The sequence below is a fragment of the Variovorax sp. JS1663 genome (assembly GCF_002157355.1).
Taxonomy (GTDB): domain Bacteria; phylum Pseudomonadota; class Gammaproteobacteria; order Burkholderiales; family Burkholderiaceae_C; genus Variovorax.
The window spans coordinates 12757-27528 of record NZ_LYMK01000044.1; the positions used below are offsets into that span (position 1 = coordinate 12757).

The 14772-nt window shown below is 69.7% G+C and carries 16 protein-coding genes; 12 read left to right on the forward strand and 4 right to left on the reverse strand.

Translation table 11 applies throughout. The annotated features are described in order from the left end of the window. From fliD to fliE, 4 genes are all read right to left on the reverse strand, one after another. Complete coding sequence (fliD, locus tag A8M77_RS27685) at positions 1–1440, reverse strand: flagellar filament capping protein FliD (protein ID WP_086924679.1); 1440 nt, start codon at positions 1438–1440, stop codon at positions 1–3. A gap of 64 nt (positions 1441–1504) precedes the next feature. Continuing rightward, entirely contained in the window at positions 1505–1855 is a 351-nt protein-coding gene (locus tag A8M77_RS27690) for a flagellar protein FlaG (RefSeq protein ID WP_086924680.1), read from the reverse strand. Positions 1856–1984: 129 nt separating this feature from the next. After that, complete coding sequence (locus A8M77_RS27695) at positions 1985–3274, reverse strand: FliC/FljB family flagellin (protein WP_086924681.1); 1290 nt, start codon at positions 3272–3274, stop codon at positions 1985–1987. A gap of 179 nt (positions 3275–3453) precedes the next feature. After that, positions 3454–3774: a flagellar hook-basal body complex protein FliE gene (gene fliE / locus A8M77_RS27700; protein WP_086924682.1), complete on the reverse strand. Its 321-nt coding sequence runs from the start codon at positions 3772–3774 to the stop codon at positions 3454–3456. Positions 3775–4030: 256 nt separating this feature from the next. On the opposite strand from fliE, the gene fliF reads away from it, so the two are divergent. The 12 genes from fliF to fliQ all read left to right on the forward strand — a co-directional run bounded on the left by fliF (position 4031) and on the right by fliQ (position 14765). Next, on the forward strand, positions 4031–5743 hold the full coding sequence (gene fliF, locus A8M77_RS27705) for a flagellar basal-body MS-ring/collar protein FliF (protein ID WP_086924683.1): 1713 nt from the start codon (positions 4031–4033) through the stop codon (positions 5741–5743). Between the two features lie 94 nt (positions 5744–5837). Then, on the forward strand, positions 5838–6833 hold the full coding sequence (fliG, locus tag A8M77_RS27710) for a flagellar motor switch protein FliG (protein ID WP_086924684.1): 996 nt from the start codon (positions 5838–5840) through the stop codon (positions 6831–6833). Then, positions 6820–7593 (forward strand): flagellar assembly protein FliH, encoded by a 774-nt coding sequence (gene fliH, locus A8M77_RS27715; RefSeq protein WP_238136994.1) that lies wholly within the window; start codon positions 6820–6822, stop codon positions 7591–7593. The genes fliG and fliH overlap by 14 nt, the downstream gene beginning before the upstream one ends. A gap of 142 nt (positions 7594–7735) precedes the next feature. Then, positions 7736–9139 (forward strand): flagellar protein export ATPase FliI, encoded by a 1404-nt coding sequence (gene fliI, locus A8M77_RS27720; protein ID WP_086924685.1) that lies wholly within the window; start codon positions 7736–7738, stop codon positions 9137–9139. A gap of 22 nt (positions 9140–9161) precedes the next feature. Further along, the gene (gene fliJ, locus A8M77_RS27725; protein WP_086924686.1) at positions 9162–9617 is read left to right on the forward strand and encodes a flagellar export protein FliJ; all 456 of its coding nucleotides are present in this window, start codon (positions 9162–9164) and stop codon (positions 9615–9617) included. 25 nt (positions 9618–9642) lie between these two features. Next, positions 9643–11016, forward strand: a complete 1374-nt coding sequence (locus tag A8M77_RS27730; protein WP_086924687.1) for a flagellar hook-length control protein FliK — start codon at positions 9643–9645, stop codon at positions 11014–11016. Between the two features lie 264 nt (positions 11017–11280). Next, a complete protein-coding gene (gene fliL, locus A8M77_RS27735) occupies positions 11281–11778 on the forward strand; it encodes a flagellar basal body-associated protein FliL (RefSeq protein WP_086924688.1) in 498 nt (165 codons plus the stop codon). A 17-nt stretch (positions 11779–11795) separates the two neighbouring features. Beyond that, entirely contained in the window at positions 11796–12797 is a 1002-nt protein-coding gene (gene fliM, locus A8M77_RS27740; protein ID WP_086924689.1) for a flagellar motor switch protein FliM, read from the forward strand. Then, a complete protein-coding gene (gene fliN / locus A8M77_RS27745) occupies positions 12790–13245 on the forward strand; it encodes a flagellar motor switch protein FliN (RefSeq protein ID WP_086924690.1) in 456 nt (151 codons plus the stop codon). The genes fliM and fliN overlap by 8 nt, the downstream gene beginning before the upstream one ends. Then, positions 13242–13727, forward strand: coding sequence for a flagellar biosynthetic protein FliO (gene fliO / locus A8M77_RS27750; protein WP_238136996.1), 486 nt, complete (start codon positions 13242–13244; stop codon positions 13725–13727). Before fliN ends, fliO begins: the two co-directional genes overlap by 4 nt. Then, complete coding sequence (fliP, locus tag A8M77_RS27755; protein ID WP_143694779.1) at positions 13727–14485, forward strand: flagellar type III secretion system pore protein FliP; 759 nt, start codon at positions 13727–13729, stop codon at positions 14483–14485. The genes fliO and fliP overlap by 1 nt, the downstream gene beginning before the upstream one ends. A 10-nt stretch (positions 14486–14495) precedes the next feature. Then, positions 14496–14765, forward strand: coding sequence for a flagellar biosynthesis protein FliQ (gene fliQ / locus A8M77_RS27760; protein ID WP_086924691.1), 270 nt, complete (start codon positions 14496–14498; stop codon positions 14763–14765). Positions 14766–14772: the final 7 nt, after the last annotated feature.

The following is a 14772-nucleotide window of genomic DNA, read 5'->3' on the forward strand; positions in this document are numbered from 1 at the left end:
TTACTTGCTGCTGTTCGACATGCTGGCGAACTGCTGGGTGAGATAGCTGCTGGTGCTGTTCATCCGGCTGACCATCAGATCGAGCTGCGTGAACTGGGCGCGGTAGATCTCCATCTTGGCATCCACGCGGGCCTGCATTTCGTCATACTGCTCGTCCAGGTCCTTGAGCGACGCCGTCATGCCGTCGGTGGCCACCTTGAGCGCGCCGCCGGTGGCGGTGAGCTTGTCGACCAATGCGCTCAGCTGCTTGCCGTAGCCCTCGGTGCTGGCGGTGGGGCTGGAGAACAGGCCGGCGACGCCTTCCAGGTTCTCGGACAGCGCCTTCTTGAGCTTGTCGGCATCCACGGCCAGGGTGCCGTCCTTCTGGAACCCCATGCCGATCTCCGACAGCGTCTTCAGCGCGCCGCTCTGCGGGCTGGTCAGCACCTGGCGCAGGCTCACCTGGATGTTGCGCAGGGTCGAGTCGCCCATCAGGGCCGCGCCCGTCTTCTTGCTGGCGTCGTAGGCGGTCAGCGTGCCGGCGGTGCTCTGCAGCGCGTTGTAGGCCTTGACGAAATCGTTGATCGCGGTCTCGACGGCCGCCGTGTCGCGCGCCACGGCCAGGCCGCTGGTGCCGGTCTTCAGCAGGTTCAGCGTGACGCCCTGGATCGATTCCTTCACCGTGTTGCTCGCGCTCGTGACCGCGATGCCGTTCACCGTGAGCTCGGCGTTCTGCGCCTGGATGGTCTGCTGCAGGTTCTGCGTGCCCGCCGGGTCGTGGGTCAGCAGGTTCGACAGTGCCGCGTCGCCGGCCACCGCGATGCGCATGCTGGAGGCCTTGCCCGTCTCGGTCGAGGTCAGCACCAGCCGGTTGGGCGTGCCGCTGCCGTCATTCACGATGCTGGCCGTCACGCCGGCCTTGGCCGCGTTGACCGCGTCGCGGATGCCCTCGAGCGTGTTGTTGCTCGGGTCGATGGTGATGTTCTTGGCCGTGCGGGTCGCATCCGGCGTGAAGGCGGCGCCGGTGTACTTGCCGGTGACCGCGTCGTAGGTGCCGCCGCTGACGGTGCCGAAGTCGATGGTGATGGTGCCGCTGCCGATCGCCGTCTTGGCGCTCACCTGGCCGACCGCCACGACCGACTGCGACTGCGCCATCTGCGTGACGTTGATGCTGTAGGTGCCCGCCGAGGCCGTGCTGCCTGCGCTGGCCGAGAGCACCTCGGCGGTGCCGGCGGTGGCCTTCACGCTCTGGAAGAAGACCGGGTCGCCCAGCTTCTTGGCCGCCGTCTGCAGCGTGGTCAGCGCGCTCTGCAGCTGGCCATAGGCCGACAGCTTGCTCGTGTAGCTGACCTGGCGCTGCTGCAGCTGCACCAGCGGCTGGCTCTCCGCCGTCTGCAGATTGGTGAGCAGGGTGCTCAGGTCGAGGTTGGACCCGATGCCCAGGCTGCTGATCGATGCCATGAATGCGTTCCTTCTTCTTTGCTTGTCCAATGCGGCCGGGGCCGGGCCCTTGCCGCCTTCGTCCTCAGGCCGACTGGTCCATCAGGAGGCCGGGCACCCTGCCCAGCACCTTCGCGATGCGCACCGCTTCCTCGGAGGGGATCTGGCGGATGAGCTCGCCGCTCTCGCGGTCGACCACCTTGACGATGACCTTGTCGGTGTCCTGGTCGACCTCGAAGCGAAGCCCCACCGAGCGCATCTGCAGCGAGGCGTTGACTTCGTGCACCGCCTGCTCGAGCTGCGCGGGCGTCGGCGCCTGCACCGCCTCGGCGGGCACGCTCGCCTCTTCTGCGGGCACCGCCGCGCCGGAACGGCCCGGAAGCAGCTGCGCCCACCAGGGGCCGTTGTCTGTCGCCGCGGCGACGGGGATCGACATGGTTGTCACCTTCGGATTGATCGCTGTCCTCTGCGGCCTGGCTTTGTGGCCAGGCCGCAGGGGACAGCGCAGGCGCTGCCGGGCTTTCGCCCGAAAGGCCTGCGATGCCTTTCCTCTTCTACTCCTCGATCAGCGCAGCAGCGAGAGCACGTTCTGCGTGGTCTGGTTGGCCTGGGCCAGCACGGAGGTACCGGCTTGCTGCAGGATCTGAGCGCGGGTCATGTTCGACACTTCAGTCGCGTAGTCGGCGTCTTCGATGCGCGAGCGCGAGGAAGACAGGTTGGTCACCGTGGTGCCGAGGTTGGCGATCGTGGAGTCGAAACGGTTCTGCACCGCACCCAGCGAGCTGCGCAGGTCGTCGACCATCTTCAGCGCCGCGTCGAGCTTCTTCATCGGGTTGATGGAAGCCGCGCCCGTGAACTCGGCCGTGGCGCCAGCGCCGCTCAGCACGATGTCGGTGGCGGTGTTGTCGAAGTCGGTCGGCGTCGCACCGCCGTTCGCCAGCGCGCCAGCGCCGACGGTGAAGTTGCGGCCTTGCACCGTCACGTAGGGCGTGGCAGCGCCGGCGCCGTTCGCGCTGACCTTGACGAACTGGTTCGCCAGGGTCACGGCGGTCGTGACGCCGTTGGACGGGTCGGTGAAGTCGATGTCGGCCACGTTCAGGGCCACGGCACCGGTCGCGTCGTTGACCGAAGCGGCGTAGTAGTCGTTGCCCGACTTGACGACGAACTGCGTCGTGGCGGCACCGGCGGCGGTCTGCACGTTGTGCAGGCTCAGCGAGCTGGCGGACACGCCCAGCGAGGTGGCGGCGGCGCTCAGGTTGACGGCGGCCGGCGTGGCAGCCAGGTTGGTCTGGGTGATGGGGCCACTCACGCTCAGGGCGTTGCTGCTGACCGAGAAGCCCGACAGGCCGAGGGTCGACGAGTCGATCTGCTTGAGGTCGATCTTGATCGTTTCGCCGTCGTTGGCACCGACCTGCACGGTCAGCGGCTTGGCGCTGGACGAGAGAACCTTCACGCCGTTGAAGTCGGTCTGGGCCGACACGCGGTCGATTTCGCTCATGCGCTGACCGATTTCGTCCTGGATCGACTTCAGGTCGCTGGCCGAGTTGCTGCCGTTGGTGGCCTGAACCGACAGTTCGCGGATGCGCTGCAGGTTGTTGTTGACTTCCTTCAGCGCGCCTTCCGTCGTCTGCGCCAGCGAAATGCCGTCGTTGGCATTGCGCTGGGCTTGCGTCAGGCCCTTGATGTTGGCCGTGAAGCGGTTGGCGATGGCCTGGCCGGCAGCGTCGTCCTTGGCACCGTTGATCCGCAGGCCCGAGGACAGGCGCTGGATCGCGCTGTTGAGCGACGACTGCGAGGCGTTGAGGTTGTTCTGCGTGAGCAGCGAGAGGCTGTTCGTGTTAATGACTTGCGGCATTTCAAACTCCTGTTGACAAAGGTTGTGGAATCCGGCCCTTCGGCCGCAACGCTGGACCCGATCCCACTGTGAGACTCAAGCCATCGTTGTTGGAGTTATCGGCCGGGTCCCGCAAAACCTTTAGGGCTGGCGCCGAAAAGTTGCTGGCGTGACTTTTTCCACAACCTCGTCAGCGCGCATCAAGCCGGAAGGTTCATGACCTCTTGATAGGCGGCCACGAGTCGGTTACGCACCTGCAGGCCGGTCTGGAAAGCAACGCCGGCTTTCTGCAGGTCGACCATGACGTCATTGAGCGCCACGCCCGGCTTGCCCAGTTCGAAGGCCTCGGCCTGGGCGTTGGCGCTGTTCTGCGCGGCGCTGATGCCGTCGAGCGAGCGCCTCAGCTCGGCGGCAAAGCCACCCTGCGGGGCCGCAGCCTCGGCGGCGCGCGGCGCGATGCCGGTCTGGAGCGCGGTCACGCGCATCTGCTGCAGGACGGATTCGATGGCGGCAATGGACATTGAGAACCTTTTCTTACCTTCTTGAAAACAGTGGGCGCGCCATAGAGGGGTCGTGGCACTCCCGCGTGTTTTCAGCGTAACCGCGCAAGGCCGAAACGGATGCGCCCAACTGACGGGAAAAACCCCGGCTGTTCGGCCAATCGAATTCAAGGCGGCTGTCGAGAATCACATCGAACAAAAAAGCCCCTGCTGCATCTCTGCGCATGACCCACCTTTCTCGACGATTCCCCCTGGTCCCCGTGGCCGGAGCGCGCGCATGACCGCGACGGCCGCGCCCGCGGGCGCCGTGCCGGCACCGGCCGCACCGGCGCTGCTGGAACGCCTGCGCGCCCAGCCGAAGCTCCCGCTGATCGTCGGCGGCGCCGCCCTGGTGGCCGCCGCCGCGGCCTTCATGCTCTGGAGCCGCGCGCCCGACTACAAGGTGCTCTACACCAACGTCTCGGACCGCGACGGCGGTGCGATCATCGCCTCGCTCACGCAGATGAACGTGCCTTACAAGTTCGCCGAGGGCGGCAGCGCGATCCTGATCGCCGGCGACAAGGTGCCGGAAGTGCGCCTCAAGCTCGCCTCCCAGGGCCTGCCCAAGGGCGGCGGCGTGGGCTTCGAGCTGCTGGACAACCAGAAATTCGGCACCAGCCAGTTCGCCGAGCAGGTGAACTACCAGCGCGGCCTGGAGGGCGAGCTGGCCCGCTCGATCGAATCGATCGGCACCGTCGAGTCGGCCCGCGTGCACCTGGCCCTGCCCAAGCCCTCGCTCTTCGTGCGCGAGCAGAAGAAGCCCTCGGCCTCGGTGGTGCTCGCGCTGCACCGCGGCCGCAGCATCGACGAAGGCCAGGTCAGTGCCATCGTGCACATGATCTCCAGCAGCGTGCCGGAGCTCGACCCCAAGAGCGTGACGGTGGTGGACCAGCGCGGCAACCTGCTGTCGGCCGCCAACGCCGGCGCGCGCGGGCTGGACGTGAGCCAGCTCAAGTACGCGCAGGAGATCGAGCAGGGCTACATCCGCCGCATCGAGGCGATCCTGCAGCCCATCCTCGGCACGAGCAACGTGCGCGCCCAGGTCGCGGCCGACATCGACTTCTCGGTGGTCGAACGCACGGAAGAGAAATTCGCGCCCAACCAGGACCCGCAAAAGGCCGCGGTGCGCAGCCAGCAGTCCAGCGAATCGAGCCAGCAGGGCGGTACACCCCCGGGCGGCGTGCCCGGCGCGCTCTCGAACCAGCCGCCGGCCACGCCGAGTGCGCCGATCACCGCGCCGCGGCCGGCGAACGCGCCCAATGCAACCCCGAACGCCGCCGCGCCGCAGGGAGCCGTCACGACGGCCTCGACCGCCAGCACCGCGCCCGCCGGCCCGAGCAGCCTGCGCAAGGACACCACCACCAACTACGAACTCGACCGCTCGATCCGCCACGTGCAGCAAGCCGCCGGCGGCGTCAAGCGCCTGTCGGTGGCGGTGGTGGTCAATCACCTCGCAGGCCCCGACGGCAAGCCGCGCGCGCTGACTCCGGCCGAGCTCGAGCAGGTGCGCAACCTGGCCAAGGAAGCCATGGGCTACAGCCAGGAGCGCGGCGACTCGCTCAACGTGGTCAACAGCGCCTTCGCCCGCGACGGCCAGGACGAGCAGAAGGCGGACGTGCCCTTCTGGAAGGACCGCGACAACATCGAGCTCGCCAGGAGTGCCGGCCTCTACCTGCTGCTCGCCCTCCTCGCCCTGTTCGCCTGGTTCGCGGTGCTGCGCCCGCTGCTGCGCAAGCACCTGGCGCCCCCGCCCTCGGCCGCGCCGACGGCCGCCGCCGCGACCGCCGCGGATCCCGCGATCGATCCGGCCGACGAGGCCCAGGCCGCCGCGCTGGCCGTCCGCCAGCGCGAGTCCGAGCGCCGCCAGGCCGACCTCGACTACGCCCAGCAGACCGCCGAACAGGACCCGCGCCTGGTCGCCACCTTGATCAAGCATTGGATGAACCCGTGATGAGCATCGCACGGCCGCCCGAAGACGCTCGCCCCCTCCTTCAGGAGGGGGTGCGCGAAGTACACGAAGTGACAAGCCTGGGGGAGGTATACGAATGACTGAAGCCGGAACCCGGAAAGCGGCCATCCTCCTGATGTCCCTCGGCGAGGACCGCGCCGCCGCCACGCTGCACCACCTGCCCACCACCGAGGTGCAGGCCCTGGGCGCCGCGATGGCCAAGCTGAGCCAGGTCTCGAAGGAGGAGCTGGCCTCCGTGCTGAACGAATTCCGCCTCGAGACGGAGCAGCTCTCGGCCCTGCACCTGGGCTCGGGCGGCTACATCCGCGCCGTGCTGCGCAAGGCGCTGGGCGACGACCGCGCCAGCAACCTGCTGGAGGACATCCTGCAGCCCGACGAGCCGCACGGCGGCATCGAGCGGCTCAACGACCTGGAAGCCGGCGAGGTGGTGGAGCTGATCCGCGACGAGCACCCGCAGATCCTCGCCACCCTGGTGATCCACCTGGATCGCAAGAAGGCGTCGGAAGTGCTGGAGAAGCTGCCGGCGCGCCTGCGCCACGACGTGATCATGCGCGTGGCCACCTTCGGCGGCGTGCAGCCCGCGGCCCTGGCCGAGCTGACCGACGTGCTGACCGAAATGCTCTCGGGCGAAGGCCTCAAGCGCAGCCGCCTGGGCGGCGTGCGCACCGCGGCCGAGATCGTCAACCTGATGACGACCGCGCAGGAGGAAGAGGCCATCGCCCACGTGCGCGAGCACGACGAGGGCCTGGCGCAGCGCATCGTCGAGGAGATGTTCGTCTTCGAGAACCTGCTGGACCTGGAGGACCGCTACATCCAGCGCCTGCTCAAGGACGTGGAATCCGAGTCGCTCATCATCGCGCTCAAGGGCTCCACGCAGGAGCTGCGCGACAAGTTCCTCAAGAACATGTCGCAGCGCGCCGCCGAGACCCTGCGCGAGGACATCGAGCTGCGCGGCCCGGTGCGGGTCTCGCAGGTCGAGGCCGAGCAGAAGGCCATCCTGCAGGTGGTGCGCCGCCTCGCCGATGCAGGCGAGGTCACCATTTCCGCGCCTGGCACCGATGACTTCGTCTAAGCCCGCCACCGCCGCGGCCGGCGGCTCGCGCGCGCGGCTCGCCGCGGCCTATGCGAACACGCGGCCGGCCGCCAAGACCGCGGCCCCGCCCAAGCCCACCCTCTCCGCCTGGCAGCGCTGGGAGATGGGCACGCTCGAGGGCGAAGCCGCCGCACCCGACACGGTCCACGCACCGGTCGTTCCGCGCGTCGACCCCGAGGTCCTGGCGCGCGACAACGAGCTGTCCCGCCTTCGCCTCGCGGCGCGCACCGAGGGGCGCGCCGAAGGCCACCGCGAGGGACTGGCCCTGGGCCGTGCCGAAGGCCATGCCGAGGGCCTGGCCGCCGGCCTCGCCGCCGCGAGCGCGCATGCCGAGCAACTGCGCGCCCTGGCCGCCAGCCTGCCGGCCGCCCTGCGCCATGCCGAGAGCGAGCTGGCTGACGCCATCCTCACCCTGTCGCTGGATATCGCGCGCCAGGTCGTGCACCGCACGCTGCGCGCCGAGCCGGAGTGGGTGCTGCCGCTGGTGCAGGACCTGCTGCATGCCGAGCCGGCCCTGCAGGGGGAGCCGAGGTTGATGCTGCATCCGGAGGACGTGGCGCTGGTCAAGAATAGCCTGGGCAATGAATTGCAGGCCGCTGGCTGGCACATCCGCCCCGACGACACGCTGGCACGCGGCGGCTGCCGGGTGCAGTCCGCCAGCGGCGAGATGGATGCCAGCCTGGAAACCCGCTGGAAGCATGTGACGGCCGCGCTGAACCGCGACGTCGACGCATCATGAAGCGCACGGAATTCCATTCCCTCCCCCTCTGGGGGAGGGTTAGGGTGGGGGCACGCGGCGCATCAAACGTCGTGGTCGCATCCACGGCGCGGTGCCCTCACCCCACCCCTCTCCCAGAGGGAGAGGGAGCAAAACCCGGGACATGGCCATGAACGCCCACGCCAACCCGCATCTCCAGTCCTGGCTCGTCACGCTGGCCCAGGCGCGCGCCGACGTCGCGCGCACCGGGCCGACCATCGTGCAGTCCGGCCGCCTGACGCGCGCCGTCGGCCTGGTGCTCGAGGCCGTGGGCCTGCAGCTGCCCGTGGGCAGCGACTGCCTGATCGAGCTGCCGCCCGGCCACCCGCAGCGCCATGCGGAAGCCGAAGTGGTGGGCTTTCACGGCGACCGCCTGTTCCTGATGCCGCAGAGCGAAGTGTCCGGCCTGCTGCCAGGCGCCCGCGTGCTCGCGCGGCCCGGCACGGCCGGGAGCGCCGGCGACGCCCACGGCAAGCGCCTGCCGGTGGGCGAAGGCATGCTCGGCCGCGTGGTCGATGCCGTCGGCCGCCCGCTGGACGGCCTGGGCCCGCTGGACATCGCCCGCAAGGTGCCGCTGTCGACGCCGCCCATCAACCCCCTCACGCGCGCGCCCATCGACGCCGTGCTCGACACCGGCGTGCGCGCCATCAACGCGATGCTCACCGTCGGCCGCGGCCAGCGCATGGGCCTGTTCGCCGGCTCCGGCGTCGGCAAGAGCGTGCTGCTGGGGATGATGGCCCGCTACACCAGCGCCGAGGTGATCGTGGTCGGCCTGATCGGCGAGCGCGGCCGCGAGGTGAAGGATTTCATCGAGAACACGCTGGGCGAGGAAGGCCTGGCGCGCGCCGTCGTGGTCGCCGCCCCCGCCGACAACTCGCCCCTGCTGCGCCTGCAGGGCGCGGCCTATGCCACCTGCCTGGCCGAGTACTTCCGCGACCTGGGCAAGGACGTGCTGCTGATCATGGATTCGCTCACCCGCTACGCGATGGCGCAGCGCGAGATCGCGCTGGCCGTGGGCGAGCCGCCCGCCACCAAGGGCTACCCGCCCTCGGTCTTCGCCAAGCTGCCGGCGCTGGTCGAGCGCGCGGGCAACGGCGCGCGCGACGCGCAGGGCCGTGGCGGCTCGATCACCGCCTTCTACACCGTGCTCTCCGAAGGCGACGACCAGCAGGACCCGATCGCCGATTCGGCGCGCGCCATCCTCGACGGCCACGTCGTGCTGTCGCGCTCGCTGGCCGAGGCCGGCCACTACCCGGCCATCGACATCGAGGCCTCGATCAGCCGTGCGATGACCGCGCTGATTCCGGGTGCGCAGTTCGACACCGTGCGCCGCTTCAAGCAGATGCTGTCGCGCTACCAGCGCAACCGCGACCTGATCAGCGTCGGCGCCTATGCCGCCGGCCACGACCTGCAGCTGGACCAGGCCATCGCCCTCTATCCCAAGATGGAGGCCTTCCTGCAGCAGTCCATGGACGAGCGCACCGACTATGCGGCCTCCGTGGCGCGCATGGCCGGCCTTTTCGAATGACTTTCGATCGAAGGAGTGACCCATGTCCCGGAAGCTTCCCCTCGACACCCTGCAGGAACTGGCCCGCAACCGCAAGGAAGAGGCCGCCCGGCGGCTGGGCGTCCTGCAGACCGCGCAGGTCAGCGCGGACCAGAAGCTGGACCTGCTGCTGCAGTACCGGCAGGACTACGCCCAGCAGCTGCAGGCGCTGATGGCCGATGGCCTGCCGGCCTCTCAGTGGCGCAACTTCAACAACTTCCTGAGCACGCTGGACGGCGCCATCGAGCAGCAGCGCGCCATCGTCAAGCAGGCGGCCGTGCGGCTGGACCGCGGCCGCGGCGACTGGCAGCACCACGCCCGGCGCCTCAACTCCTTCGACACCCTGGCCGAGCGCCTGCGCCGCCAGGAAACCCTGGCCCAGGCCAAGCGCGAGCAGCGCGACAGCGACGAGCGCGCGGCGCGCCGCTTCATCGACCGCGCCGCCCAACCGAACTTCTGACTTCCCCTCCCCCGAGGACCTGCCCATGCCCACCTTCATTCCCTCCGCCGTCACCGCGGCCACGCCGCAGCCGGCCGCGCAGGCCGGCCCGCGCGGCCGCCCTGCCGGCGACGACGACGGACGCAGCTTCGGCGCCGTGCTGGAGCGCTCGCGCGCCGGCGCGCGCCGGTCGCAGGACAGCGCCGAGACCCGCCAGGGCGAGACGGCCGCCACGCCGCAGAAGCCCGGCCGCGGACCGGGCCGGAAAGAGGAGCCCGGCTCCGAGCTGCTGACCATCGCCCTGTTCGCGCCACAGATCCAGGCCCATGGGCCTTCCGCGGCCGCAGCAGCCGCGGCCGGCAGGGCCGGCGCTGCCATGAAGGCGGCGCCCGCGACAGCGCTGCCCTCTTCGGCTGGCGCAGCGCTCACCGCCACCGAGTCGGCCACAGCGCAGACTGCAGGCACGGCTGCAGACCCATCCGCGGACGCGCTGCCGCCCATGGCCGACGCAGCTTCCGCCCAGTCCAAGGCACCTGTCGACGCGAGCGCGCCTGCCATGCCGGAGACCGATGCAGGCGCCGAACGAGAGGTTGCGGCCGCGGCGCTGTCGCTTGCGCAACCGATCGCGAAGAAGGGTGGCGCGACACCACAACCCGCGGCATCTGCCGCATCAGCATCCACCCCGTCGCCCCCGACCGCCGCGCAAGCCATGCGGCCCGCCTCGGCGGCCGGCGACACCGCCGCCTCGATCAAGCCCACCGACACCGTGCAGACCCAGGCCGGCCCCGAAGCCGCGCCCGCGCTCGACGCGGCACAGCCCGCCACGCCGGCTTCCGCCACCGCCACGCAACCATCCGACGCGCAGACCCCGGCCACCCCTGCTGTGCTCACCGGCGCAAGCCCGATGCAGCCCGCGCTCGACCGCGCCCCGGCAGCGCCCCCGGCCGCCGCCGCACAGACGCTCGCCCCGCCCGTCGGCACGCCCGAATGGGCCCCGGCGCTGGGCCACCAGATGCTGCGCATGCGCACGGGTGGCCAGCAGGTGGCGGAGCTCAGCCTCAACCCGGCCGGCCTCGGCCCGCTCAAGATCACGCTCGGCGTCGGCGACAACCAGGTCCAGGCCATGTTCGTCTCGGCCCACGAGTCGGTGCGCAAGGCGGTCGAGGCCGCACTGCCGCAGCTGCGCAGCACCCTGGCCGAACAGGGCATCAGCCTGGGCCAGACCTCGGTCGGCGCCGAGTCGCGCCCGTGGGCCGGCATGAGCGGCGGCTTCGCACAGCAGCAGGAGCAGCGCCAGCCCTCGCCGGGTGCCGCGCACGCCTATCCGGGCGAGGCCCGCAGCACCGATGCGCCCGCGGCGCCACTGCCCGCACGCGCTGCGGCCGCCTCGCGCACCAGCGGCGTCGACACCTTCGCCTGAGATGACGCTCTCCCCCAGGCTTTCCCACTTCGTGTGGTCCGCCAACCCCCTCGCCGGGGGCAACACCAGCGGCCCGGCAAAGCCGGTTCCGCGGTGTTCCACGCCCGGCGCGCGCGAATTCATCCGCCGCGGGTTACGCCAAGCGTGGTTGGACAAAAAAGGAAGCCGAAGCCAACGCGCGATCTGAGGCCCTTTCCCCCGCTTGATCGGGGCTTCGCCCAGCGGCTGCTCGCTGAAAAATAACAACCGTACCAACGCTGAACCATGGCCACTTCCACCGTTTCTCCCGCCGCCTCCGCGGCCCCGCGTTCCCCGAAGCTGCTGATCGCCCTGCTGTGCGTCACCACCGTGGGCGCGCTCGCCGGCGGCGGCTACGCCCTGAGCCGCAGCAGTCTGTTCGCCCAGGAGTCGCATGCGACCGAGGCGCCGAAGCCGGTGCCTGCGGCCAAGCCCATCTTCGTGACCCTCGAGCCGCTGACCGTCAACGTGCAGTCCGAGGGCCGCAGCCGCTTCCTGCACATCGGCATGTCGCTCAAGGTCAACGACGAGCAGGCCAAGGCGCAGCTGGTCGAATTCATGCCCGAGCTGCGCGGCCGCCTGCTGCTGCTGCTGTCGAACCGCCAGCCAGAGACCCTGCTGTCCACCCAGGACAAGGCGAAGCTGGCCGAGGAGATCCGCGCCGAGCTGAACCGGCCGCTGTCGCCCAGCGCGGCGCCGCAGGCCATCGCCAGCGTGTCCTTCAACACCTTCGTGGTGCAGTGAGCGGGGCAGGCTGACACATGGCCTATGAACAGGTGCTCTCGCAGGACGAGGTCGATGCCCTGCTGTCGGGCGTCACCGGCGGCGAGGTCGACCAGCGCCGCGCCCCCGAGAAGCAGGCCGACGGCCTGCCGGTGTACGACCTCGGCGCGCCCGACCGCGTGGTGCGCGGGCGCATGCACACGCTGGAGGTCATCAACGACCGCTTCGCGCGCAACCTGCGCAGCGCGCTGCTGAACTTCATGCGCCGCAGCCCGGACATCTCGGTCGAGCCGATCCAGATCCAGCAGTACGGCGAATTCGTGCGCCACCTGCCGGTGCCCACCAACATCAACATGCTGCACCTGAAGCCGCTGCGCGGCACGGCGCTGGTCGTGTTCGACCCGAAGCTGGTGTTCCTGGTGGTCGACAACCTGTTCGGCAGCGACGGCCGCTACCACGTGCGCGTGGAAGGCCGCGACTTCACCCGCACCGAGCAGCGCATCATCAAGCGTCTGCTCAACATCAGCCTGCAGTGCTACGGCGATGCGTGGCAGCCGGTGTTCCCCCTGGCCTTCGACTACATCCGCGCCGAGATGCACGGCAAGCTCGCCAACATCGTGGCGCCCAACGAGGTGGTGATCACCACCACGCTGCAGATCGAGTTCGGCCCGGTGGGCGGCTTCCTGCACGTGTGCATCCCCTACTCGATGATCGAGCCGATCCGCGACCTGCTCTCGAACCCGGTCCAGGACGAGATCGAGATCGACAAGCGCTGGGTCAAGCAGATGTCGCAGCAGATGCAGAGCGCCGACGTCGAGCTCAGCGCCGACTTCGTCACCATCCCCACCACCATCGGCGAGCTGATGCGCCTCTCGGTCGGCGACGTGCTGCCCATCGAACTGCCCGAGACCGTGACGGCGCGCGTCGACGGCGTGCCGGTGATGGAGTGCGGCTACGGCGTCTCCAACGAGCGCTACGCGCTGCGCGTGCAACAGATGATCTCCCACCAAGACAGCGAATCGAAGAGCGACCATGACTGACAACACTTCTTCCGGCGGCGACATGGACGACTGGGCCGCTGCCCTGGCCGAGCAGACCGCGGCCGCCGCGCCCCCGCCCGCAGCGCCCCAGCAGGCGACGGCGCCCGCCATGGCCGCCGCCTCGCCGGCCGGCGCCCAGGTCTTCCAGCCGCTGCAGGGCGCGCCCGCCAGCGTGAGCACCTCCGTGGAGATCGAGCGCATCCTCGACGTGCCGGTGCAGCTGATGGCCGAGATCGGCCGCACGCGCATCACCATCAAGAACCTGCTGCAGCTGTCGCAGGGCTCGGTGGTGGAGCTCGACGCCCTGGCCGGCCAGCCGCTGGACGTGCTGATCAACGGCTACCTGATCGCGCAGGGCGAAGTGGTGGTGGTGAACGAGAAGTACGGCATCCGCCTGACCGACATCGTCACGCCCTCCGAGCGCATGCAGAAGCTCAGCCGTTCATGAAACTGTCGCGCGTTCCCACGGCTGCCGTCGCATTCCTGACGGCCTTGGCCGTCATGGCCACCTGCGCGCACGCCGCCCTGCCGACCGTGCCCGCGCCCGAGCCGGCCGCGCCGGCCGTCGGCGCCGGCGGCCTGATGCAGGCCGGCCTGGGCATGGCGCTGGTGCTGGGCCTGATCTTCCTGTGCGCCTGGCTGGCGCGGCGCTTCGGCCTGCCGCGCCTGGGCAGCAGCCCGCTGCTGAAGGTGCTCGGCAGCGCGATGGTGGGCCAGCGCGAGCGCGTGGTGGTGGTCGAAGTCGGCCAGACCTGGCTGGTGCTGGGCGTTACCGCGAGCCAGGTCAACGCGTTGCACACCCTGCCTGCGCAGACCGTGCCCGAGGCCTCCGCCCCGCCCTCCCACGGCATCGGCGGCGCCAGGACCGCCGAGCTGTTCGCGCAGAAGCTGCGCGAGTCCCTCGGCATCCAGCCGAAGCCGGGCGCCTGATGCGGCACGCCTTCTTCCGACACCTGCGCGGCGCGGGGCTCGCGGCGCTCGCGCTCGGCCTGCCCGTGCTCGCCCTGGCCCAGGGCCTGCCCGGCCTGACCAGCACGCCCGGCCCCGGCGGCAGCCAGACCTGGTCGCTCAGCGTGCAGACGCTGGTGCTGCTGACCTCGATCACCTTCCTGCCCGCGCTGCTGCTGTCCATGACCAGCTTCACGCGCGTCCTGATCGTGCTGGGCCTGCTGCGCACCGCGCTGGGCACGCAGTCCTCGCCGCCCAACCAGATCCTGGTCGGCCTGTCGCTCTTCCTCACCTTCTTCGTGATGTCGCCGGTCTTCGACAAGGCCTACGACGAAGCCTACAAGCCCCTGTCCGAAAACAAGATCAGCGCCGAGCGCGCGCTGGAGCGCGGCGTCGCGCCCTTCAAGACATTCATGCTCAAGCAGACGCGCGAGAACGACCTCGCGCTCTTCGCGAAGCTGGCCAAGGCGCCCGCCATGGAAGGCCCCGAGGACGTGCCGCTGCGCATCCTGCTGCCCTCCTTCGTCATCAGCGAGCTGAAGACCGCCTTCCAGATCGGCTTCACCATCTTCATCCCTTTCCTGATCATCGACCTCGTGGTGGCCAGCGTGCTGATGTCGATGGGGATGATGATGGTGCCGCCGGCTTCCATCGCGCTGCCCTTCAAGCTGATGCTGTTCGTCATGGCCGACGGCTGGCAGTTGCTGATCGGCGCCCTGGCACAGAGCTTCTACACATAGGAATCGACCCATGACACCCGAATCGGTCATGTCCATCGGCAGCCAGGCCATCCACGTCTCGCTGCTGCTCGGCGCGCCGCTGCTGCTGGTGGCGCTCGTGGTGGGCCTGGTGATCAGCATCTTCCAGGCGGCCACGCAGATCAACGAGGCCACGCTCTCCTTCATCCCCAAGCTGCTGGCCGTGTTCGCGGTGCTGGTGATCGCCGGGCCGTGGATGCTGGGGCAGATGCTGGACTACATCCGCACGCTGTTCTCGAGCATTCCCCAACTGGTTTCGTGACCCCATC

Excerpts from the sequence above, each read along its gene's own strand:
- fliE (WP_086924682.1), bottom strand. The coding sequence starts at position 3,774 with ATGTCCATTGCCGCCATCGAATCCGTCCTGCAGCAGATGCGCGTGACC.
- A8M77_RS27695 (WP_086924681.1), bottom strand. The coding sequence starts at position 3,274 with ATGCCGCAAGTCATTAACACGAACAGCCTCTCGCTGCTCACGCAGAAC.
- fliG (WP_086924684.1), top strand. The coding sequence starts at position 5,838 with ATGACTGAAGCCGGAACCCGGAAAGCGGCCATCCTCCTGATGTCCCTC.
- fliL (WP_086924688.1), top strand. The coding sequence starts at position 11,281 with ATGGCCACTTCCACCGTTTCTCCCGCCGCCTCCGCGGCCCCGCGTTCC.
- fliI (WP_086924685.1), top strand. The coding sequence starts at position 7,736 with ATGGCCATGAACGCCCACGCCAACCCGCATCTCCAGTCCTGGCTCGTC.
- fliO (WP_238136996.1), top strand. The coding sequence starts at position 13,242 with ATGAAACTGTCGCGCGTTCCCACGGCTGCCGTCGCATTCCTGACGGCC.
- fliN (WP_086924690.1), top strand. The coding sequence starts at position 12,790 with ATGACTGACAACACTTCTTCCGGCGGCGACATGGACGACTGGGCCGCT.
- fliJ (WP_086924686.1), top strand. The coding sequence starts at position 9,162 with ATGTCCCGGAAGCTTCCCCTCGACACCCTGCAGGAACTGGCCCGCAAC.
- fliP (WP_143694779.1), top strand. The coding sequence starts at position 13,727 with ATGCGGCACGCCTTCTTCCGACACCTGCGCGGCGCGGGGCTCGCGGCG.
- fliQ (WP_086924691.1), top strand. The coding sequence starts at position 14,496 with ATGACACCCGAATCGGTCATGTCCATCGGCAGCCAGGCCATCCACGTC.
- fliM (WP_086924689.1), top strand. The coding sequence starts at position 11,796 with ATGGCCTATGAACAGGTGCTCTCGCAGGACGAGGTCGATGCCCTGCTG.
- fliD (WP_086924679.1), bottom strand. The coding sequence starts at position 1,440 with ATGGCATCGATCAGCAGCCTGGGCATCGGGTCCAACCTCGACCTGAGC.
- fliF (WP_086924683.1), top strand. The coding sequence starts at position 4,031 with ATGACCGCGACGGCCGCGCCCGCGGGCGCCGTGCCGGCACCGGCCGCA.
- fliH (WP_238136994.1), top strand. The coding sequence starts at position 6,820 with ATGACTTCGTCTAAGCCCGCCACCGCCGCGGCCGGCGGCTCGCGCGCG.
- A8M77_RS27690 (WP_086924680.1), bottom strand. The coding sequence starts at position 1,855 with ATGTCGATCCCCGTCGCCGCGGCGACAGACAACGGCCCCTGGTGGGCG.
- A8M77_RS27730 (WP_086924687.1), top strand. The coding sequence starts at position 9,643 with ATGCCCACCTTCATTCCCTCCGCCGTCACCGCGGCCACGCCGCAGCCG.